This is a genomic window from Mycoplasmatota bacterium (assembly GCA_018394295.1).
GTDB lineage: Bacteria > Bacillota_I > Bacilli_A > Haloplasmatales > Haloplasmataceae > JAENYC01.
Genome location: CP074573.1, coordinates 1,986,976 through 2,009,846, shown reverse-complemented (window position 1 = coordinate 2,009,846; position 22,871 = coordinate 1,986,976). Strand labels below are relative to the sequence as shown.

The following is a 22,871-nucleotide window of genomic DNA, read 5'->3' as shown; positions in this document are numbered from 1 at the left end:
GGCTATTTTTCTTTTAAATGAGTTAAAACATCTTCCACATAGGCACGTAATACTTCACCAACACTCCATGCTTGTGAATAACAACCGCGTTGTTCTGAAGGATTCAAACCATCAAAAATTTCTGCGATGCCATTTATACAACCATCATTCATATGATCTTCAAATAACTCTAGCATATATTTTGCTTTTAGTAGGGCTTCTTTATTGTAGTCATTTACCTTACAATAAGCCGTTATAAAACCGCCGATTAAAAAGCCCCAGGTTGTCCCCATATGATAGGCCATATCTCTATTAATTAGTTTTCCTTCATAATTTGGAATGAATTTTGGATCTTGTGGAGATAAAGAACGTAGTCCATAGGTATTATATAAATTTTGATAGACGCAATCTACAATTTGTTTTTCTTTTTCTTTATTTAGCATGGTTCGTGGTAAACTAACTGCATAAATCTGATTTGGTCTAATACTATCATCTTTTTCATCAATGACATCATATAGACAATGGTCTTTCTCATTCCAAAATTTACTATTAAAGGATTGTTTAACTTTTTCAGCTAAATCACCATAGGGATTATCTTCACCAAATTGATTAGCTAATTCACTCATAAAGCTTAGTGCATTGTACCATAAAGCATTAATTTCAACGGGTTTTCCATGTCTTGGAGTGACAACATATCCATTAACACGAACATCCATCCAAGTCACTTGATCTAAACCACTTCCTGCATGGATTAAATAATCATCATCCATGTATATAGAAAAGGAAGTGCCATGTTCGTAAGCATGAATAATTTCTTTTAATTTTGGATAAAGTGATTTTACAAAATCAATATCCTTTGTATATTTTAAATATTGGTCAATTGAATGGAAATACCAGAGAGAAGCATCAACTGTATTATAAAGCGGTTCTTGATTTTCCTCGGGAAACATATTGGGAACTAAACCATTTTTAATATATTTTGAAAATGAGAGAAGTATTTCTTTAGCATCTTGAAATCTTTTGGTTACTAAGGTTAATCCTTGCATCGCAATCATGGTATCTCGTCCCCAATCAGTAAACCATGGGAACCCAGCTAGAATTGTTTTTAATTCAGTCGACTCCCTAGAACATATAAAATGATCACTTGCTTTAACTAATCGATTAGCATAGTTGTTATTTATATTAGCTATATTAACTAATCGATTCATCCGTTTTTTGTAGTCATTTACAATTTGAAAACCATTTTCATTAATTGTTTTATTTTCTATTGTACATATACAATAGAAATTTTTCTCTTCATAAGGATCTATAGAAACTACGATTTGATATGGTGTGAAATGATTATCGACTGAGGTTGATCCTGTTTTTATGTCAAAACCGTATACCAGATTTTCTTTATATTTTTGATTTGATTGTCTAAACTGTCCATCGGAAGTATTAAACTTAATTGTAAGGTCTTTATGTTTCAGTGAGGTTAATTGAACTTCCTTCTCTAGCATTTTAGTTTTAAAATTGATTTGTGATGGATGAGTAGTATCTCCACAATCGCGATTGTTGAAAAAAGGTGTTATAACCAATTGGCCTGCATCTTTTCCATTTTTGATTTTATATGTAATTGCGACGGTGTTCTCTCCATATTTTAGTGCGATGGATTTTTCTATTAAACAATCATTCACTTGATAATGAAAGATTGGATAGTCTTCAAATGAAAAACGTTGTAACCTCTTTTGCCCCTCATCTGTCCAACCAACCATTTGATTTGTCGCTAGTGAGTAATGGTTTTTGTTTAAAATTAATTCCTCATCTGTTTTAGCTAAAACATTCACCCTAGATACAGGTGGTTTTAATGATGCGATTAAATATCCATGATGACTTCTAAAATTTGCATTGATAATTGAATTACCAGCATACCCTCCTAAACCATTAGATATCATCCATTCTCTTTCTAACCCTTGTGAAAATGTCTTAAAAAAACCTTTACCAAAATTCATTTAAAAACCTCCTGTGACTTAATTCATAATTATATTGTGGATTTTAAGGCGATTAATTCATCTATTTTGTTTCAAAAACAAATTAATGCTTGACTAAAACAAGTAATAAGTAATATGATATTAATAATAAGCAGAAAGGATGGATATTATGGCAAGAAAAAAAACATTTGCGGTAATCGGTCTAGGACGATTTGGAAAAAGTGTATTACAAGAATTAATTGGATTAGATAATGAAGTTCTAGCCATCGATATAAATGAAGAAAGAGTTAATGAAGTATCTAATATTGCTAGTCATGCGATTATTTGTGATACAACGGATGAAGAAGCATTAATTAATATTGGTGTTAAGAATATTGATCATGTCGTCATCGCAATTGGAGATAATGTACAAGCAAGTATCTTAACTTCCTTAATATTAAAAGAATTAAATGTCTCAGAAATTACAGTAAAGGCACAAAATGATTATCATGAACGTGTTTTGAAGAAAATCGGTATAACCGATATTATTCATCCAGAACAGGATATGGGAAAAAGAATTGCACGTAGAATTTCATCTCGCATTATTTCTGAAACATTAGAACTATCAAAAAAATATAGTTTAGTAGAATTAAAAGCAACCGGGAAAATAGTAAATAAAACTTTATTAGAGTTAGATTTAAGAAATAAAATTGGAATTAATATCGTTGCATTAAAGAGAGAAGATAACATTATTATACCTGATGCTGATGAAGTGATAAATTCAAATGATACGATTATTATTGTTGGTAGTAATCAATCAATAGATAAATTTGAAAAATATTTGTTATCTTAAATGTAAAAGTCATGTGTATAACATGACTTTTAAGTTTTCAAACTGCTGAATCGAGTAGGAAGAAATAAATAGTTTTCTATTCATTTCAGACCTCTCACACCACCGTACGTACCGTTCGGTATACGGCGGTTCAATATGTTATCTAACAGATAAATAATATTCGGTCATTGATATTAGACCACGACGTTCTAATCTTTTATTTGTAATCGTAGTTGTTAAGATAAAGCTATGTGCGATTCGCGCATAGCTTTTTCTACTGTTTGCGTATTCCCAAGCCTTTTGACGACTTGCGCCTAGTTTCCTTAGGGATTTAAATCGTTTCCCAATCTTTTTCCATGCTTTCCAGATACACATTCTTACACGAAATCTTATTTGTTCATCTAATTTCATCAATAACCATTTCATATCGGCTACTTTATAATAATTAACCCAACCTGTTATAAGTTGTTTTATTTTGAGTAACCGATAATCTAAACTGATACTCCATCTTCTAGATGTTAATTTCTTAATCTTTTCTTTTATTCTTTTAATTGATTTTGGATGTACTTTGATTCTAACTTGTCTGTGCCTGGGATTGTAGTAAAAGCCAAAGCCTAAAAATTTGATTCCTTTATTACAGTAATCTACTTTGCTTTTACTCTGATTAACTTTGAGTTTTAACTTCTTTTCAATAAAGTTAGTTATACTCTCCATTACTCTTTGTCCTGCACGTATACTTTTTACATATATATTACAGTCATCGGCATATCGTACAAATCTTAATCCTCTTTTAGTTAACTCTTTATCTAGTTCATTAAGCATGATATTTGATAATAATGGACTTAATGGTCCTCCTTGTGGTGTTCCTTCCTCACTATCTATTACGACTCCATTTATCATGATACCACTAACTAGATATTTCCTTATCAAACTCATTAAATCACTATCTTTAATTGTTAAAGATAATATTTGCATGAGTTTATCATGGTTAACCTTATCAAAGAATTTCTCTAAATCCGTATCAACTATTACTTTGTAACCATCATTTAAATACATTAAACTTCTCTCAATTGCCATATGACAACCTCGATTTGGTCTAAATCCAAAACTAGAGTCACTAAATTGTTTCTCAAAAATTGGTGATAGCACTTGATTAATGGCTTGTTGAATGATTCTATCTATAACCGTTGGTATTCCTAGTAGTCTTACCCCACCATCAGGTTTTGGTATTTCTACTCTCCTAACGGGGTTAGGTTTATACTTTCTATTTCTTATGGCTCTTTTAATTTCATCACCATGTTTCATAAAATGTAATCTTCCTTGTTCAACATTCATCCCATCAATTCCAGCAGCACCTTTATTCTTCACTACTCTAGCGATGGCTTCATTTAAATTGCAGTTACTTAAGATTAATTCTAGAAGATTTTCCATTAGTAATTGCTCCTTTCATTGTTAAGACCATACTGTTTGTCCTAAAGGCTCCTAGGTTCCTTACGATACCATCGAAGTTAGGTAGGTAATCCTGATTTTCTACTGTTCATATAGTCTTATAATTTACATTTACAATTAAACATACTGTTTCGCCCTTCGGTTTGGACCCTACTATGGCTCTGCTGACTTCTCACGATAAATCTTTTTCAACCACGCTCGTGACGTGTCCATGAGATCTCCCAGGGTAAGTCTATTCACTTTCATTTCATATACTCGCCACATTTACGTGTATTATTGCTTTGATGACTACGGACTTTGTTTTGTTAAGCAAACTCATCCATAATACCCGCCTGATGTGATTCGTGTTCCTCGAGCCAAAATTTTGCCTCCTACTTCCTTCAGACCCTACTTCGCAATAGGCGCCCTTGTACTTGGCTAACACTTTAGTCATCTTCCCGTGTAGTGGACTTTCACCACCTAGTTAATAGACATGCCTGGCACACGTAAAAGACTGTAGGTCCAAATGAACCTACAGTCTTATTTTTCTTCTTGCTCATCATCTACTGTTGTATCATTGTCTAAAATATTTAAAGAAGAATTTCCATAGTCAATATCTCCTTTATTTTTTTTACGTAATGTTTGAATAATTACATAAATTATAAGGAGTATTACTGCTAGTGGGATAATCGCAAATAATACGTATAAAAATTGACTCATAAATTTATTCCTTTCTTTTTCGAGTATTGATTTTTGGTTAATTTCTTAATCATGGTAAGTATACTTATTTGTTTGATCATCGTAGGTATAAGAGCCTTGTTTAGTAGAGGCTTTATTTAATTTCTTTTGAATAAAGTTATAAATATTTATGTTTATGTTTTTCTTTACCTTTAAATATTCATATAATCCAATTAAATAGGTACATACAAAAAAGGATAAGACATAACTATTAATTAAATTAGTTTTAAATAAAGAGAACCAAATTTTAAGATTATAATGTGGATAAACATAAATGGTTAATAAGATATTAAATAATAAGGCAAATAGAAGATCTAAACCAATGATATATACGGTACGAGTGAATAATAAATTAACGGTATATATAGAACTTCTAATTAGTAGTTTAAAAGTATAATTACAAAATTTAATAACTGTTTCATATCCTTTAATAATAAATGGAAAAAATCTTGGACTAAACAGTTTTATTAGAAAAAGGATAAAAAATAGTATTGCGATAATTTTAAAAAATAGACTAAGAAACATAGTTTCACCTCACATTTATATTATATCACAAGTTACATTATTGTAAAATGTTGAAAAAAAAAGATGAATTTATGATATAATTAATTTTGATTTGAGTACAAAAGAACAAGTAGGATATTTTAAGGATGTGAAACATGTGAAAGACAAATTAAGTATTTTGTTAGAACAACTAAATCTTACTGAAGAAGAAGCATTTCATGGGTGTCAATTAAAACAATTAGAAATTTCTAAAAAAGAGGGTACTTATCACTTTTATTTTTCTATGCCCCATTTATTAGAAAAAGAACTTTGTTTTCACTTTTATCGTCAACTAATAACAAGATTCACACAAATAAAAGGGGTAAATAAAGTTTATTTCACAGCTCAATTAGAAAATACCGAAGAGGTTGATATTTATGATTATTTTACGGTTGTTCAAGGGTTATTATGCATTTATGATACCTCTTTTAAAGCAATTGATAATTATGAAGTGAAATGTGTTGATAAAAATTTATATATAGATATTAAAACCAAATCAGAACAACAATTACTTGAATCTCAATTTAAAGGTCCGATTGAGAAAATGTATGCTTCCATTGGATTAAAGGTAAACTTTGATGTTCGATTAAATGAAAATGGACATTGTACAATTGAAGAAATAAATAAAAGAAAACAGGAACAGGATTATTTGTTTCAACAACAATTAAATGATATTAAAAAAGAACATCAAGAAGAAACTCAAACCCAAAAAGTTGTTGATAAACCGTATCCTTATCGTAAAAAAAGAAGTACGGTTTATAATGATAAAGTGGTGGGTTACCCAATTAAGGGGGAAAGTGAATCAATTCTTAATATTCCTTTAACACAAGAAGATTTACAAGTGGCTAAAGTAGAATATATTATTGAAGGATATATATTTGAATGTGATTCTAGAAAAACCGCTAAAGGGACTCATATGATTGATTTTGCGATTACAGATTATAATGATTCGATCACAGTTAAAGCTTTTGTGAAAAATGAGGAACATATTGAATTTTATGATTCAGTATTTAAAAAAGGGAATTATGTAAAATTAAAAGGAAATCCAAAATATGATGAATATCGTAAAGAAGTCATTTTATTTAGTAATTCAGGAGAAGTACTTGATAATAAATTCCAAGAAACACAACTTGTAGACCCAGGTTATAATAATGAACGACGTGTTGAATTACACGTTCATACGAATATGTCCAATATGGATAGTGTGACCTCCATTAGTCAATATGTTGAAAGAGCATTACACTATCAACATGAAGCAATCGCCATAACTGACCATAATGGTGTTTATGCTTTACCTGAGTTATATTCAGCAACTAAAAATAAAAATATTAAACCGATTTATGGGGTTGAAGTAAATTTAGTCGAAGATATGGCTAGAATTGCTTGGAATGAAAAACAAGTTTCATTACAAGATGCAACCTATGTTGTCTTTGATATTGAGACAACTGGTTTTTCAGTTAATTTTGATGATATTATAGAAGTATCCGCGGTTAAAATTAAAAACGGACAAGAAATTGATAAATTTAGTGAATTTTGTAATCCACACCGAAAATTAAGTTCAATCACCATTGAGTTAACCAATATTACCGATGCAGATCTTGTTATCGCTAGAGAAATTCCTGATGTTTTACAAGATTTTAAAACATTTTGTGAAGATGCGATTTTAGTAGCACATAATGCCAATTTCGATATGTCCCATATTGAGAATGCTTATGATAAATATGGTTTAGGAAGTTGTCCTAATCCTGTCATTGATACATTAGAATATGCACGGAATCGTTTTGGTGATCAACTCAAACGCTTTAATTTAAAGGCACTTAGTAAATTCTTTAGGGTTGATTTAACACAACATCATAGAGCTATTTATGATGCTAAAGCAACCGCAGAAATATTTATCCATTTATTACGTGATATGGATAAGCAAGGAATTAAAATGCATAATGAAATTAATTCTATAGTAGGACATTATGAGGCTTATAAGTATCAAATTCCTATACATGTAACACTCCTTGCGAAAAACGATGAGGGATTAAAAAACATGTTTAAAATTATTTCAGATGCACATACGGTTCATTTCTATAGGGAACCACGTGTCACTCGTTCTTTTTTGAATGAACATAGAGATAATCTTTTTATTGGTAGTTCTTGTAGTAATGGTGAGGTTTTTAAGATAGCATTTGAAAAAAGTTATGAAGAATTAAAGAAAGTAGCGCAATATTATGATTATCTAGAAATACAACCACCTGAAGTTTATTCGTATCTAGAAGATAAAAGTGGAAATGAAAAAACGATGAATTACATTATAGAAACACTTAAAACTATCATTCGTTGTGGTAATGAACTAAAAATTCCAGTTGTCGCATCAGGTGATGTGCATCATTTAACAAGAGAGGATAAATTATATCGAGAAATATATATCGATACTCCACAAACTGGGGGAGGATTACACCCCTTAAAAGATCCAGCTATAAAAGATACACCATCGATGCATTTTCGAACAACAGAAGAAATGATGAACGATTTCAATTTTTTACCTACCGACTTAGCGAAAGAAATAATTATTGATAATCCTCGAAAAATTGCCAGTCAAATAGAAGAGATTCAGGTTATTAAAGATAAATTGTTTACCCCAAATGATGATTTCTTAAAAGATAAAGGTATTTTAAGTATTGATGAAGAATTAAAAAAACAGTGCTTTGATAAAGCCAAGGATTTATATGGAGAAAACTTACCACAATATGTCAAGATACGTTTGGAGAAAGAATTAAATAGTATCATTAAACATGGGTTTGGGGTTATTTATTATATTTCTCATATGTTGGTTAAAAAATCATTAGATGATGGATATGTAGTTGGTTCTCGGGGTTCTGTTGGATCAAGTTTTGTTGCTACCTTACTTGATATCACTGAAGTTAATCCTTTATCACCACATTATCGATGTCCTAAATGCCAATTTAGTAGTTTTAAAATGAATGAAGAAGAAAAAAAGATATATCCAATTCGTGAAAATGAAACAGAATTACAACAGATACTTGATAAAGTTGATTCAGGATTTGATTTACCTGATGCCATATGTCCAAATTGTCAGACACCACTAAAAAAAGATGGACATGATATTCCGTTTGAAACGTTCTTAGGGTTTGAAGGGGATAAAGTACCAGATATTGATTTGAACTTTTCTGGTGAATATCAGCCAATTGCTCATCAATACTGTCAAGAGGTGTTTGGTATGGATTATGCCTTTAGAGCAGGAACCATCGGTACAGTCGCAGAAAAAACAGCTTTTGGTTTTGTTCGTGGTTATTTTGAAAAACGAAACCAATTAAAACGTGAACCTGAAATAAGACGAATTGCACAATTTTGTCAAGGAGTTAAAAGAACAACCGGTCAACATCCTGGTGGGATTATTGTTGTTCCTAATTATATGGATATTTATGATATCACACCAATTCAATATCCTGCTGATAATACCGAAAATGCATTTAGAACCACGCATTTTGATTTCCATTCAATTCATGACAATTTGTTGAAATTAGATATTTTAGGTCATGATGACCCAACGATGTTACGTTATTTAGAAGATTTAACAGGGATTGCACCACAAAATATTCCAATAGATGATAAGAAAGTGTATCAGTTATTCTGTTCAACAGAATCACTTGGTGTAAAACCAGAAAGAATATTATCTAACACAGGTAGTTATGGTGTTCCTGAGTTTGGAACCTTCTTTGTCAGAAAAATGTTAGAAGAAACAAGACCAAAGACATTTGCGGAACTGGTTAAAATATCAGGATTATCTCATGGGACTGATGTTTGGGCGAATAATGCGCAAGACTTAGTCAATCATAAATACTCTGAATTTGGACATATTGACTTCAAATCTTTAATTGGTTGTCGTGATGACATCATGGTTTATTTAATGTACTATGGGTTAGAACCAAAACAAGCATTTGATATTATGGAATTTGTCCGAAAAGGAAAAGCAAGTAAAAATAAAGAAAAATGGGAAAAATACAGTCAAATTATGCGTGAGAAAAAGGTCCCAGAATGGTTTGTTTGGTCATGTGGGCAAATCAAATACATGTTCCCTAAAGCACATGCAACTGCGTATGTTTTAATGGCAATTCGTATCGCTTGGTTTAAGGTTAATATGCCTATCTATTATTATGCAGCGTATTTTTCAAAACGTGCAGATACATTTGATGTGAATGTTTTAGTAAGGGGCAATGATGCGATTAGACATAAAATTAAAGAAATTAATGATAAAGGATATGATGCAACTGATAAAGAAAAATCATTGATCACCATATTAGAAATAGGTTTAGAGATGACAGAACGTGGATTTTACTTTAAACAAGTTGACTTAGAAAAATCAGAAGCTTCTGAATTTGTGATTACTGAAGACAAATTAGGACTCATTATCCCATTTCAAGCAGTAGATAGTTTAGGAGGAAATGTTGCTAAATCGATTGTTGAAGCTAGAAAAGAGAAGCCATTTATGTCTAAAGAGGACTTATCAAATCGAACTAGTTTATCTAAAACTTTAATTGAACGATTGACTGATTTAGGTTGTTTAGATGGGTTAAATGATTCTAATCAAATTAGTTTGTTTGAATTATAAAAGATGTAGAAATTAAGTTCTTGAGGTATAATATAGTTAGTGCTATAATAATAATATAAAAACAGGAGGTTGTTAAAATGGAATTTAAATCAAAAAATCCAGTATTAAATAAAATAGAATCTACAGTTGAAACTAATAATTATTCATATGTAACAGGTGAGACAGCGACTTTTTCTGGAATCGCGACAAAAACTGGAATCTTACTTTCAATTATTTTTGGAATCTCACTCATCATTTGGACTAACCTTTCAACATTCGCAGATTATTTACCAGGAATGATGATTGGTGGTATGATTGTTGGATTTATTTCTGTCATAGCTGCTGGTGTTTCAAGAAATGCTTCACCATTCTTTACAATTTTATATGCGATTAGCGAAGGATTAGTTTTAGGAACTGTATCAGCAATTGTTAATACTGCTTTACCAGGAATTGTTGCTGATGCTGTCTTAATCACATTTGCGATTTTCGCTTTCTTATTAATTGCTTATTCAACAGGTCTATTTAAAGTAGGCTTTAGATTTAGAAAAATATTCTATACCGCATTATTTGGTGTTTGTATCTTTTATTTCTTCTACTTTATTTTAAGTTTTTTTAATATACCATTACTACAAGTTCAAAACCCTGGTATTTTAATCGCTTTAACACTGGGAATGGTTATTTTAGCATCGTTTAGTTTATTAATTGATTTTGATAATTGTAAACTAGCTGTTAAAGATGGTGTTCCAAAAAGATCTGAATGGTATTTATCACTTGGATTATTAGTATCATTAGTATGGTTATATATTGAAGTATTACGTTTATTAATTATTATCTCAAGTTATTTTAGAGATTAATATAAGCAACATATAACATAAAGACTACATTGGGTTATTTGCCCTATGTAGTCTTTTTTTTATTTATAATTTATAATTTCTACTTAACTTACAATAGTGATTGGCATTTTCACTGATTTTTGCGATTTCTTCTTTCTTTAAGGCTCGTATAACTTTCGCTGGATTACCAAAAGCAAGATGATTATCAGGAATTACTGTATGACTCGTTACTAAACTATTGGCACCAATAATACAGTTATTTCCAATTTGGGCTCCATTTAAAATAGTCGCATTCATTCCAACAAGAACATTATTTCCAATTTGACATCCATGTAAAACAACATGATGACCAATAGAACAATTATTACCTATTATCGTTGGAAAGTTTTTATCTGTATGAATCATAACTAAATCTTGAATATTTGTGTTTTCACCAATTTTAACAATATCTAAATCAGCCCGAATAACACTATTAAACCAAACAGATACTTTCTTTTCTAATAGCACATTACCTATTACAATGGCACCTTCAGCTATATAACAAGTCTTATCAATTTCAGGTTTAAGCATTCAAATCACACTTTCTATTTATATTTAATTATATTATAACGAAATTGTTAAAAATTAACAAAATATTTTCATAGAAATTGCAAAAATACCAAAAATAATCTTAGGAAGGTGATATCATGGGTCAAAAATCAATGTTAAAACAAGCATTTATTCTAACTGCTGGTAATATTATTTCCCGCTTTTTGGGTCTTATTTATGTATTTCCTTTTGCTTGGTTAGTCGGGCAAGAGGGACAAGCCTTATTTTCCTATGCTTATGTTCCTTATGTTATTTTTATCGATTTGGCTACCTTAGGTGTACCACTAGGGGTTTCTAAGTTTATTTCGATTTATAATGCACAAAATGATTACTTAACAAGTTATAAAATATTCAAAAAATCAACCATCCTAATGCTTATCATCGGTGTTTTTATGTTTTTAATGATGTTTCTCCTTTCTAAACCAATTGCTTATCAAGTGTTAGGTGGAAAAACGGAATTAATCAATAATATTCATGATGTCACATTAGTCATTCGAGTTATATCCACTGCATTAATTGTTGTGCCATCTATTGCTTTGTTAAGAGGTTTTTTCCAAGGATTTAAATTAGCCAGACCAACTGCGATGAGTCAAATTATCGAACAACTTACTCGTGTTGTGTTTATTATCCTATCCGCTTTTATTATTGTGAAATTATTAAATCAAAAGTATACATTAGCGATTTATTTTGCGGTTAGTAGTGCGACAATTGCCGCTTTATCTGCTTATGTTGTATTAAGGGTGCAACTCCATAAATTTTTTAGTACATTGAATCCTCTACTTAAAACAAGTGTTGTTAGTCATCAAAAAAGTACCTATCAATTGTTCAAGGAATTATTTAAATATGCTCTACCAATCGCAATCTTTGGAATTGTCTCAAGTCTTTATCTTTTCATCGATACCTTAACTTTTAATAAGGCGTATTTATTAAAAGGAGTTAACAATTCAGAGATTATTTATGGAACGTATGCATTTGAAATAAACAAGTTAATCATGATTCCTGTGAGTCTAGGAATGGGGCTCGGGGTTTCTATGTTAATTTATATTTCTGAATCTTACACCAAAAAGCATTATCAAATGGTTAATAAACAGATTAACAAAGTTCTTCAAACTTGTACCTACATTATTGTTCCAATTATTATTATCATGATGATTTTTCCTAAAGCAGTATATAGTTTGTTTTATCAAGCAAGTAATCCATATGGATCTAGAATATTGTTGTCATTTGCGCCAGTTGCGATCCTATTATGCTTTAATCATATCACAAACGCTACGATGCAAGGGATTAATAAACAACGTTATTTAATTATATCAATGATAATCGGTGTGTGTATAAAATATCTTTATAATGAATCATTAATTCAAGCATTAGGTTATAATGGTGCTATCCTATCAACAACCATTGGTTTATTAACTACAATTTTAATCAATATATTTGTAATGAAATATTCTATAAAGTTTCATCACTTATATATTACTAGAAGGCTAGTGAGTATCTTTGGACTGAATATAATATTAGGTAGTTTATTTTATCTTATGAATTTTATAGTTTTTCAGTTTGATTTAAATTTTGATAGTCGTCTCAATTGTTTTACTTTTCTACTAATTAATTCAGTTGTTTATACAATAATATATTTATTAATAAGTTATATAACAGGATTACTTGATGTAATCACTGGGCGTGAATTTAAACTAAAAAAGATACTTATAGGATTACGCAACAAATATGTAACGAATATCTTATAAATGTGATATAATTTTAATTAGGATAACTACTTAATTTGGTTGGAGGATATTATGCAGACATTTCATCATTATAGTGTATTACTAAAAGAATCAATAGAAGGATTAAATATCCACCCTAATGGTATATATGTTGATTGTACATTAGGCGGAGGAGGGCATAGTAGTGAAATCCTCAAGCAATTAGATAAAGGTTTTTTATATGCCTTTGATCAAGATATTGATGCCATAGAGGCGGCAAATACTCGTTTAGAAACAATTAGTAACCGATATGAGATTATTAAAAGTAATTTTAAACATATAAAAACTGAATTAGAAAAGCGGGATGTAAAGCAAGTAGATGGAATTATTTTTGATTTAGGTGTTTCGTCTCCACAATTTGACCATGGTGAACGTGGTTTTAGTTATAAACACGATGCTAGACTTGATATGAGAATGGATGTCAGTCAAACATTATCTGCTTATGAAATTGTTAATGACTATTCATTTCAAGATTTATTTCGTATTATTAATCGTTATGGTGAAGAAAAATATGCCAAAAATATAGCCCGAGAAATTGAAAAGACACGAATGAAAAAACCTATTGAAACAACGTTAGAATTAGTTGATGTGATAAAAAGGTCAGTACCATATAAAAGTCAACGTGAAAAACATCCGGCAAAAAGAACCTTTCAAGCTTTACGAATTGAAACGAACAAAGAATTAGAAATACTACCCCAAACTTTAGAAGATGCCATTGATATACTTAAAATTGGTGGACGTATCTGTGTCATTACTTTTCATTCCTTAGAAGATAAACTAACAAAAGATATTTTTAAAAAATATTCAACGCAACCAGAAATTCCAAGAGGGCTACCTATCCTCCCTCAAGATGAAGAAGAAACGGTTCTAAAACTGATTAATCGGAAAGTTATCATAGCAACGCCATCGGAATTAGAAGAAAATAATCGTTCTCGCTCAGCAAAACTTAGAATCGCTTGTAAAAACAAAGAGAAATAGTGATTATATGAAAAAAATTATTATCCCCTATAAAATGAAAACACAAAAAAAACAATCCTTTAATTTAGTCTTGTTTTTAATGAGACTCTGGATTATTTTATTTGTATTAAGTGTAATTATCATTGTTTATTTACAATATCTAATAAAACCATAAGAAGAGATCTTTTTATGGTTTTTTTTTTGTCTCTATTAAAAATAATGGCTATGTTAATATTGATATAAAATTGTAGACATTAATAAACATAAAATGCTTCATGAACTAATTAGTTTCACAGAGCATTTAATTTAAAGTATATATTCCCAAAGATCACTTGATTAATTATAATGCTACATTGTTATTTTTTTGTTATTTAGTACATACACTGTTAATTGTGTGCCTAATCCTATTATCCCTACTAATAAGAAACCACAACCATTAATAGTTAAGAAACCTAATATTAATGAGATAGAAAATAAGACTATTAGTAAGAAGTTCAAAATTACTTTCAAATATTTCATACATAACCTCCTTTATCTTAATTATATAATTATACTTTAAACTTTAGAATAAAAATGTAGAAAAAGCAATAGTGAAAAAACTTCAGAATTTATTATCATAAAATTTATAAAGTTAGATGACTAATTTTTATATAATATGCCGATTAAATAAATCTAGGCTATTTATCATAAACATAGCTAAAATAATAAAAAAATTAATAATTACCTTAATGATCCAAATTTTGTGGTAAAATTAAGGTGAATAAGGAGGAGAGGTATACGTATGATTAATACAAGACTATTTACACTAGAAGACCTAACTGAGGTATGTCGACTTTTTAATGAACAAAAACTTCCATATCATCCATGGGATAAGGATTATTTCACACAAAAGTTTTTAAATAATCCAAATTATTGTGAAGATTGTATGTTTGTTGCGACTGAGGATGGAAATATTATTGGATTTGGATTTGGTTTGTACAAGAAAAAGTTTTTAAAAAATGAGGACAAAGCTAAATCACCAGGTTTTATTACGATGATTGTGGTAAAAGAAGATTATCGTAGAAAAGGAATAGGTACTAGGTTATTAAATAATATTGAAGCAATCTTATTTGAAAAAGGTAGAAAAAGAATAGATTGTAGCTTCTTTAATCCAATTCATCTAAATTGGTATATTCCAAATAAAAATAAACATGAACACCCTAATGCTCCAGGCGTTATTTATCCAAGTGATAGCTATGATTTCTTCTTAACACATGGATATAAAGCAGTCGCAAAAGAAAATGCCTACTATTTAAATTTATCAGAATTTAATCTTCCTAGTTCAATAGAAGATAGAATTGAAAGTTTGAAAAGTAAAGGGATTACTTTTGAATATTTTGATAAGAACAAACATCATTTTAGCGATTTATTTGATAAATTAGGCAATGAAGGTTGGAGGGAAGAAATCACAAAAGCAAGTAATGAAAAAAACCTACCAGTCCTTACACCTATTTATCAAAATCAAGCGATTGGTTTTACAGGACCACTTTATGTAGAAGATAATGGTCGTGGTTATTTTGCAGGGATTGGTGTTCATCCTGACTTTAGATCATATGGAATTGGAAAAGCTTTGTTTTTCTTATTGTGTCTTAACTTAAAAGAACTAGGGGCAAGCTATATGAGTCTTTTCACAGGAGAAGAAAATCCAGCAAGAAAAATGTATGAAAAGGCTGATTTTAAAATTGTAAAATCTTTTTACGTAATGAGAAAGGAAAAATAAAATGGCTAATAAAGTAATTATGGCAATCGGTGCTCATATAGGAGATATGGAATTAACGGTAGGTGGGGTACTAGCTACTCATGCATTAAAAGGAGATAAAATCATCACAGTTGCCTTAACAGGAGGAGAAAAAGGTAATCCTCCTCATCTAACGATAGATGCATACAGAAAACAAAAAGAACAAGAAGCACATACTTTTGCGAATATGTTAAATGGTGAAGCCATTATTTTTCCTTATCAAGATGGTTCTCTACCAAATAATGATGAAGTTAAGTTTAAAGTGTGTGATTTAATTCGTCAATATAAACCTGATGTGATATTAACCCATTGGAAAAACTCAATGCATAAAGATCATATCAATACCCATTATATTGTTAAAGATGCTCAGTTTTATGCTGGAGTCCCTGGGTTTGTTCGGAAAGATAAACCACATTTTAGCCCAGTATACTATGCAGAAAATTGGGAAGATGTAGAAGATTATAAACCTTATGTTTATGTCGATATTGAATTAGGATATGAATTGTGGTTAAAAGCATTACGGACCCATTGGTTTGTGACAAATAGTAAATCATTTAAATACTTAGAGTATTATGACCACTTATCATTTGTTCGTGGTTGTGAAGCTAGAAAAGTACGTGCTCAAACATTTATGATTGATGAACACGCAAAAAAAATTATTAGAGATTCGTTTTAAAGAATAATGAAATAAATATTTTGTACATTATGTTCAGTTTAAGTGTTCTATTAATAATTTAACCCTAAATCGTGGCATAAATCGCAGAATAATTCTCGATTCTAATAAATTTAACATAATATCATAAATAAAATAGGATATCATTGATGGATATCCTATTTTTTTATTCAGATTGATATTTATTCTTAACTATTGGATAATAATATATTTCAATATCTTTGTCTATGAATCCTCTTTTTTGTGAAGCCAACAAAGTAAAATACATATTGTCTCGTCCTACGGGATTATCAGTGTGTATATATATTTTGTCTGCCCTAAAACCATGTTCACAAAAGTATTTAACAAAATCATAACCTGATTTACGTATTATACCATTCTCATCTTCGCCTAAATCATGGTCTAAGGATAGAATGTGAATTTTATAGTTCTTTAAATATTCAACTGCTTGTTCAAAATTCCTTACACAAATAAATCCTTCTGGACAATCCCTCAAATCATCTACATATAAATTAATTGTATCTTTTTTCACTTCATTCTCTCCTTATTTTGTATTTAGACTATATTTACATGTTATAAAATAAAAAAACGTAAGGTCTCTTACGTTTATTACTATAGTTTAGGATTTATCTTTTTTCTATTGGTTTAGGTGCTAATAAATTAAAGTGATGAGTCAAGTTAATAAATTCACAAGGAAGCATTCCACCATATTCTCCATCTAAATTTAAAGGTGTATCTTTTTCAATATCAATTTTAATTCTTTTAGCACGGAAATACTTAATTTTAGCATGTTTTAATTGTTTACCACTTAATGTTTGAATACCAGCACCAACGAGTTTTGGAAAATTCATTTTTTCAACTATGATTAAATCAAATAATCCATCATCTATTCTAGATTTAACTGCCAAGTTTTCAAATCCACCAACTGAATTTGTGTTACATACTAAGAAGAATAAGATATCTCCTTCAAATACATTATCATCATATTCTATACGTACTTTTTTAGTGGTCATAAAGGGAAGTTTTTCTATTCCTTTAATATAATAGGCTAAGCGACCGAAAAAAGTCTTTAATTTGCTTGGTACCTCATATGTTATTTCAGTTAAAGTACCACCTGCAGCTACATTAATAAAGTATTTATCTCCAGCTTTTCCTATATCGATAGGTCTAGTTTCATTACTGCACAAAATATTACATACAGATATAATATCTCGTGGTATACCTAGCGCTGTGGCAAAGTCATTTGTGGTACCACAAGGAATAATTCCAAAAGTGGGACGATAATCTTGATCGGCTAAACCATTGATTACCTCAAATACTGTCCCATCACCCCCAGCAGCTATTACAAGGTCATATTTTCGCTCAATCGCTACTTTAGCTGCTTTTTTTGCACACCCTTCTCCAGTTGTTGCATGTGCACTTGCTTCATAACCTGCTTTTTCAAGTCTTTCTAAAATATAAGGCAGTTGTTTTCTAATTAATTCTCTTCCAGATGTTGGATTGTATATAATTCTTGCTCGTTTCATTATAATCCCTACTTTATCTATATTATCTAATTTATTTTATTTGAATATACTTACGACTAGTAAATAAAATCATAATTATATTATAAACCAATCGAATTCCATTTACTAGCAATTTTTGCTGAATAATGAAATTTTTGTAACTTTTTACTTATCTTATGTTAAACAATAATAATTTATGTTTGATTTGAATATTTATAGAAGAGATAGAAGAGAAATTTGGTGATTTTTAAAGATGAATGATTTTATATTAGTTATGCAAAAAAGACTTAAGTTTTTAATGGTCTTATTTTCTTTATTAGTTTTAGTATTAATATTTAGACTAGCGTTTGTTCAATTTGTAAATGGTAATAAAATAACAGATATGGCTTATGATTTGTGGAGTCGTAATATCCCCGTTGAGGGACAAAGAGGAATAATTTATGATAGAAATGGTAAACCCATTGTTAATAATAAGTTAGCGCCAAGTGTTGCTTTAATACCAAGACAAATCGAGAACCAAGAAGAAGTAGCATCTTTTTTAAGTAAAGTGCTTGAAGTGAGTTACGATGAAGCTTATCGACATGTTTCAAAGAATGTATCAATTGAACTTATTAAACCAGAAGGAAGAAAAATATCATTAGACCAAGCCAAAAAAATTATTGATAAAAATTATAAGGGTGTTTATTTAGTAGGGGATACTGAGAGAAATTATTTATACAATGAGTATTTAGCACATGTATTAGGTTTTGTAGGTATTGACAATCAAGGAATAACAGGAATTGAGTATATTTATGATGATTATTTAATGGGAAATAGTGGGAGTAGTAAATATTATACAGATGCCAAAGGACAATCTCTTAAGCAATTATATGGGTTATATGAAGCACCATCAAAAGGAATGGATATTTATTTAACGATTGATATGGACATTCAAATTCTATTAGAGCGAGTATTAGAAAATACCAATGCAAGGTATCAACCGGACCAAATTTTAGGTCTAGCAATGAACCCAAATAATGGTGAGATATATGCCATGGCAAGCTATCCTTCATATAATCCTACTAATTATCAAAACTATGACCAAGAAATATACAATCGTAATTTACCTATTTGGATGAGTTATGAACCAGGATCAACATTTAAGGTAGTGACTTATTCAGCTGGATTAGAAGAAGGGGTATTTAAAATGACAGACCATTTTTATGATCCGGGTTATACCATTGTTGATGGAACACGGATTAAAGATTGGAAAGCAGGGGGGCATGGGGACCAGACTTTTCTTGAAGTGATTCAAAATTCATGTAACCCAGGGTTTATGGAAATTGGAAGACGTTTAGGGAAAGAAAAATTATTTGAATATATTGATGCCTATGGATTTGGTAAAAAGACAGGAGTTGACTTGTTAGGTGAATCCTCAGGAATTGTTTTTAATGTTGATAATGTTGGACCTGTGGAACTTGCAACATCATCTTTTGGTCAAGGAAATTCAGTGACCCCAATTCAATTAGTAACGGCAGTGAGTGCGGCAATAAATGGTGGTGTTTTATATCAACCCCATGTATTACAAGAAGTTAGAATGCCCCTTTCAAATGAGTTACTATATGAAGTCAAACCAAAGGAAGTAAGACGTGTTATCAGTGAAGAAACCTCAAGTAAAGTGCGTTTCGCACTTGAAAGTGTTGTCGCTAAAGGAACAGGAAGAAATGCCTTTATTGATGGCTATCGTGTGGGCGGAAAAACTGGGACAGCGCAAAAAGCGGTTGATGGTGTCTATTTAGACAATAATTATATTGTTTCGTTTGTTGGTGCTGCACCAATGAATGATCCTCAACTTGTTGTCTATGTTGCAATCGATAATCCTAAGAATACCATTCAATATGGTGGGGTTGTCGCAGCGCCTATTGTTAAAGAAATCTTACAAGAAGCTTTACCAATTTTAGGAATTCCAAAACAACCAGATCAAATCGAAAAAGAATTACGTTGGGGGTGGGATAAAAAATATTATACAGTACCCAACCTAATTGGAATGAAGCGAAGTGAAATCCCACCAATCTATTATTATAATTATGAATTTTGGGGGGATGGAGACATTGTGCAATTTCAATCTCCTAGTCCAGGTGAGAAAGTAGCAGAGGGTGGAACAGTACTTATCTATTTATCAAGGGAGTGATCGTATGGATTTATATACCTTATTAACTAAATGTAAGATACATTTTGATAAAGATAAGATATTTAATCATGAAGTTAGAAAGATAGTAGAAAATTCACAAAAAGCAGAAATAAATAGTGTGTTTATCGCTATAAAAGGTGAAGAAAATGATGGGCATGATTATATTATTGATGTAGCCAATCAAAATATAAAAACAATTATTTATGAGGATAAGTATTATGATTATATTCAGTTCGAAAATACTAATATGATTAAAGTCCATGATTCAAAAAAAGCTTTAGCGATATTATCCCATGTTTTTTTTGATAAGCCTTCACGTAAAGTCAATATTATTGGAGTTACAGGAACGAATGGTAAAACAACTGTATCTACCATGATTTATCAAATATTTTCATTCTTAAAAAGAAATTGTACATTGATTGGGACAAATGGCATTAAACTAGGAAATGAAGCCATTGAAAGTCCTAATACAACCCCTTCTAATTTAATAATACAAAAAACAATTGCGAATTCTATTGATGAGGGTATCAAAGATATTGTAATGGAAGTATCTAGTCATGCAATTAAGCAAGAAAGAGTATCACAAATTGATTTTAATACAGTAATTTATACTAATTTTTCTCATGATCATTTAGACTATCATAAGACATTTGATGATTATTTTTATTCTAAAGGGTTACTTTTTGCATATTTAGGTAATTTTTTCAATGAAAAAAAAGTATTATTTAATGGAGACGATAAATATTTTAAAAAATTTATACGCTTAACAAATGTAGAAGCCTATACATATGGGTTGGGTGAAGAAAATGATTTTCAAGCGCGAGATATTAGTTGCGATGTCGATAAAATTTCTTTTAAGTACTATTGTTTTAATGAATTTATTGGGACTGTAAATACTAATAATATCTTTGGTTTTTTTAACGTGTATAATTTACTCGCTATTATCTCATATTTTTATATCAATCATTATAATATGGATGAAATATTAGATAAATTGCCACTTTTAAAAAGCGTAACTGGTAGAATGCAAAAGGTTCTAAATCCCTATCATTTAAATGTATTTATCGATTATGCTCATACGCCTGACAGTGTATTTCGTGTCTTAAATGAAATTAAAATGATTTCAAGGAAAAACATTATCTGCGTCATAGGGTGTGGTGGGGATAGAGATGCTTTAAAAAGGCCATTAATTGGTAAAATAACGACTAATTTAGCGGATTATGTCATTTTTACAACAGATAATCCAAGATTTGAAGAACCATCTAGTATTATTAACGATATGGTTCAAGGGGTATGTGATACCAATTATATTGTGATTGAAAATAGAAGAAACGCGATCAAGTATGCACTAGAGATAATTAGTGAAAATGATGTTGTTGTCATTTTAGGGAAAGGACATGAACATTATCAAATCATTAAAGATAAAAAAGAATACTTTAATGATTACGATGAAGTAATAAAGTTTATAAAATTACGACTTAACAAAGATGAGTAAAGGAGATATAATATGATACTTAAAATCATTTATTTTGGTATGTTTGTATCGTTATTGTTAACGGTACTCATCATCCCCATCATTATACCTTATATGAAACGATTAAAATTTGGACAATCGATTCGTATTGAAGGACCTGTTTCACATCATATTAAATCAGGAACACCAACGATGGGTGGGATTGTTTTTAGTATTGTCACACTCATAACAGTTATCATATTTTATAGCATATATAATAAAGGTTTAATAGGCGTAAATATGAAAACCTGGATATTAATCTTTGTACCTTTATTTGGTTATGGAATCATTGGATTTATAGATGATTACCTGATAGTCGTTCGTAAAAATAATATTGGATTAAGACCTATTGTGAAATTTTTCCTACAAATCACAATTGCGGCTGTATTCTTTTATATTTACTTAATACAAGGCTATTCAACTGAAATTCATCTTACAAGCAAGATCTCTTTTGATTTAAAATGGTTTTATGGAATTTTAACCTTCTTAATGCTAGTTGGTGGAACAAATGCTGTTAATTTAACCGATGGATTAGATGGATTAGCGGCGGGTCTTTCAAGTTTTGCTCTCTCAACTTTTACTTTTATCGCATGTCGTAATGGTCAATATGATGTAATGCTATTTGGTGCTGTTATTTTAGGTACCGTTTTAGGATTTCTCATTTTCAATTCTCATCCTGCCAAGATATTTATGGGAGATACAGGCTCCTTAACACTAGGGGCAGCAATTGCTACTATGGCTATCTTAACCAAATATGAACTATTACTTATATTAGTTGGTGGTGTTTTTGTGATTGAAACACTATCTGATATTCTACAAGTAGCATATTTTAAGAAAACAAAGGGGAAACGTATATTTAAAATGGCTCCACTTCATCACCACTTTGAATTGTGTGGTTATAAAGAGTCAACAGTTGTTTTAATATTTTATATTTTTGGTTTAATTTTTAGTTTAATTAGTGTTGCTATTGTGATAGTAACAACCTAATCATTTAAGTTCTTTTTAAATGACTGATGTCATATG

18 protein-coding genes are annotated in these 22,871 nt (G+C 30.1%); 10 read left to right on the top strand and 8 right to left on the bottom strand.

What is annotated here, in order from left to right; genetic code table 11:
- Positions 1 to 2: 2 nt before the first annotated feature.
- Positions 3 to 1,970: an amylo-alpha-1,6-glucosidase gene (locus tag KHQ81_09275; protein QVK17078.1), complete on the bottom strand. Its 1,968-nt coding sequence runs from the start codon at positions 1,968 to 1,970 to the stop codon at positions 3 to 5.
- Positions 1,971 to 2,118: 148 nt separating this feature from the next.
- On the opposite strand from KHQ81_09275, the gene KHQ81_09270 reads away from it, so the two are divergent.
- Complete coding sequence (locus KHQ81_09270) at positions 2,119 to 2,781, top strand: TrkA family potassium uptake protein (protein ID QVK17077.1); 663 nt, start codon at positions 2,119 to 2,121, stop codon at positions 2,779 to 2,781.
- 138 nt (positions 2,782 to 2,919) lie between these two features.
- Here the strand turns inward: KHQ81_09270 and ltrA are convergent, their stop codons facing one another.
- The 3 genes from ltrA to KHQ81_09255 form a co-directional block, all read right to left on the bottom strand.
- Positions 2,920 to 4,191: a group II intron reverse transcriptase/maturase gene (gene ltrA / locus KHQ81_09265; protein ID QVK17076.1), complete on the bottom strand. Its 1,272-nt coding sequence runs from the start codon at positions 4,189 to 4,191 to the stop codon at positions 2,920 to 2,922.
- A gap of 537 nt (positions 4,192 to 4,728) precedes the next feature.
- Positions 4,729 to 4,908 carry a hypothetical protein gene (locus tag KHQ81_09260; protein QVK17075.1) on the bottom strand — a complete coding sequence of 60 codons (180 nt, stop codon included), beginning with the start codon at positions 4,906 to 4,908 and terminating at the stop codon, positions 4,729 to 4,731.
- Between the two features lie 45 nt (positions 4,909 to 4,953).
- Positions 4,954 to 5,451: a hypothetical protein gene (locus KHQ81_09255; GenBank protein ID QVK17074.1), complete on the bottom strand. Its 498-nt coding sequence runs from the start codon at positions 5,449 to 5,451 to the stop codon at positions 4,954 to 4,956.
- Between the two features lie 154 nt (positions 5,452 to 5,605).
- Between KHQ81_09255 and KHQ81_09250 the strand changes: the two genes are divergently transcribed.
- Both KHQ81_09250 and KHQ81_09245 read left to right on the top strand, forming a co-directional pair.
- Positions 5,606 to 10,090 (top strand): PolC-type DNA polymerase III, encoded by a 4,485-nt coding sequence (locus KHQ81_09250; GenBank protein ID QVK19609.1) that lies wholly within the window; start codon positions 5,606 to 5,608, stop codon positions 10,088 to 10,090.
- Between the two features lie 77 nt (positions 10,091 to 10,167).
- Positions 10,168 to 10,923, top strand: a complete 756-nt coding sequence (locus KHQ81_09245) for a Bax inhibitor-1/YccA family protein (protein ID QVK17073.1) — start codon at positions 10,168 to 10,170, stop codon at positions 10,921 to 10,923.
- A 63-nt stretch (positions 10,924 to 10,986) separates the two neighbouring features.
- Here KHQ81_09245 and KHQ81_09240 read toward each other — a convergent pair whose 3' ends face one another.
- Complete coding sequence (locus KHQ81_09240; protein ID QVK17072.1) at positions 10,987 to 11,472, bottom strand: gamma carbonic anhydrase family protein; 486 nt, start codon at positions 11,470 to 11,472, stop codon at positions 10,987 to 10,989.
- Positions 11,473 to 11,588: 116 nt separating this feature from the next.
- On the opposite strand from KHQ81_09240, the gene KHQ81_09235 reads away from it, so the two are divergent.
- Together KHQ81_09235 and rsmH are read left to right on the top strand one after the other, a co-directional pair.
- Entirely contained in the window at positions 11,589 to 13,235 is a 1,647-nt protein-coding gene (locus KHQ81_09235; protein QVK17071.1) for a polysaccharide biosynthesis protein, read from the top strand.
- A gap of 51 nt (positions 13,236 to 13,286) precedes the next feature.
- On the top strand, positions 13,287 to 14,231 hold the full coding sequence (gene rsmH, locus KHQ81_09230; protein QVK17070.1) for a 16S rRNA (cytosine(1402)-N(4))-methyltransferase RsmH: 945 nt from the start codon (positions 13,287 to 13,289) through the stop codon (positions 14,229 to 14,231).
- A gap of 327 nt (positions 14,232 to 14,558) precedes the next feature.
- Here the strand turns inward: rsmH and KHQ81_09225 are convergent, their stop codons facing one another.
- Positions 14,559 to 14,729 (bottom strand): hypothetical protein, encoded by a 171-nt coding sequence (locus KHQ81_09225; protein QVK17069.1) that lies wholly within the window; start codon positions 14,727 to 14,729, stop codon positions 14,559 to 14,561.
- A 262-nt stretch (positions 14,730 to 14,991) separates the two neighbouring features.
- On the opposite strand from KHQ81_09225, the gene KHQ81_09220 reads away from it, so the two are divergent.
- Entirely contained in the window at positions 14,992 to 15,969 is a 978-nt protein-coding gene (locus KHQ81_09220) for a GNAT family N-acetyltransferase (protein ID QVK17068.1), read from the top strand.
- 1 nt (position 15,970) lies between these two features.
- Positions 15,971 to 16,663: a PIG-L family deacetylase gene (locus KHQ81_09215; protein ID QVK17067.1), complete on the top strand. Its 693-nt coding sequence runs from the start codon at positions 15,971 to 15,973 to the stop codon at positions 16,661 to 16,663.
- A gap of 163 nt (positions 16,664 to 16,826) precedes the next feature.
- Here KHQ81_09215 and KHQ81_09210 read toward each other — a convergent pair whose 3' ends face one another.
- On the bottom strand, positions 16,827 to 17,192 hold the full coding sequence (locus tag KHQ81_09210; protein ID QVK17066.1) for a hypothetical protein: 366 nt from the start codon (positions 17,190 to 17,192) through the stop codon (positions 16,827 to 16,829).
- A 94-nt stretch (positions 17,193 to 17,286) separates the two neighbouring features.
- Positions 17,287 to 18,186: a diacylglycerol kinase gene (locus tag KHQ81_09205; GenBank protein ID QVK17065.1), complete on the bottom strand. Its 900-nt coding sequence runs from the start codon at positions 18,184 to 18,186 to the stop codon at positions 17,287 to 17,289.
- 232 nt (positions 18,187 to 18,418) lie between these two features.
- Between KHQ81_09205 and KHQ81_09200 the strand changes: the two genes are divergently transcribed.
- From KHQ81_09200 to mraY, 3 genes are read left to right on the top strand one after another with little or no spacing between them, the layout of a single operon-like run.
- Positions 18,419 to 20,335 (top strand): stage V sporulation protein D, encoded by a 1,917-nt coding sequence (locus KHQ81_09200; GenBank protein QVK17064.1) that lies wholly within the window; start codon positions 18,419 to 18,421, stop codon positions 20,333 to 20,335.
- Positions 20,336 to 20,339: 4 nt separating this feature from the next.
- Complete coding sequence (locus KHQ81_09195) at positions 20,340 to 21,830, top strand: UDP-N-acetylmuramoyl-L-alanyl-D-glutamate--2,6-diaminopimelate ligase (protein QVK17063.1); 1,491 nt, start codon at positions 20,340 to 20,342, stop codon at positions 21,828 to 21,830.
- Between the two features lie 12 nt (positions 21,831 to 21,842).
- Positions 21,843 to 22,835, top strand: a complete 993-nt coding sequence (gene mraY / locus KHQ81_09190; GenBank protein ID QVK17062.1) for a phospho-N-acetylmuramoyl-pentapeptide-transferase — start codon at positions 21,843 to 21,845, stop codon at positions 22,833 to 22,835.
- The last annotated feature ends 36 nt before the right edge of the window (positions 22,836 to 22,871 follow it).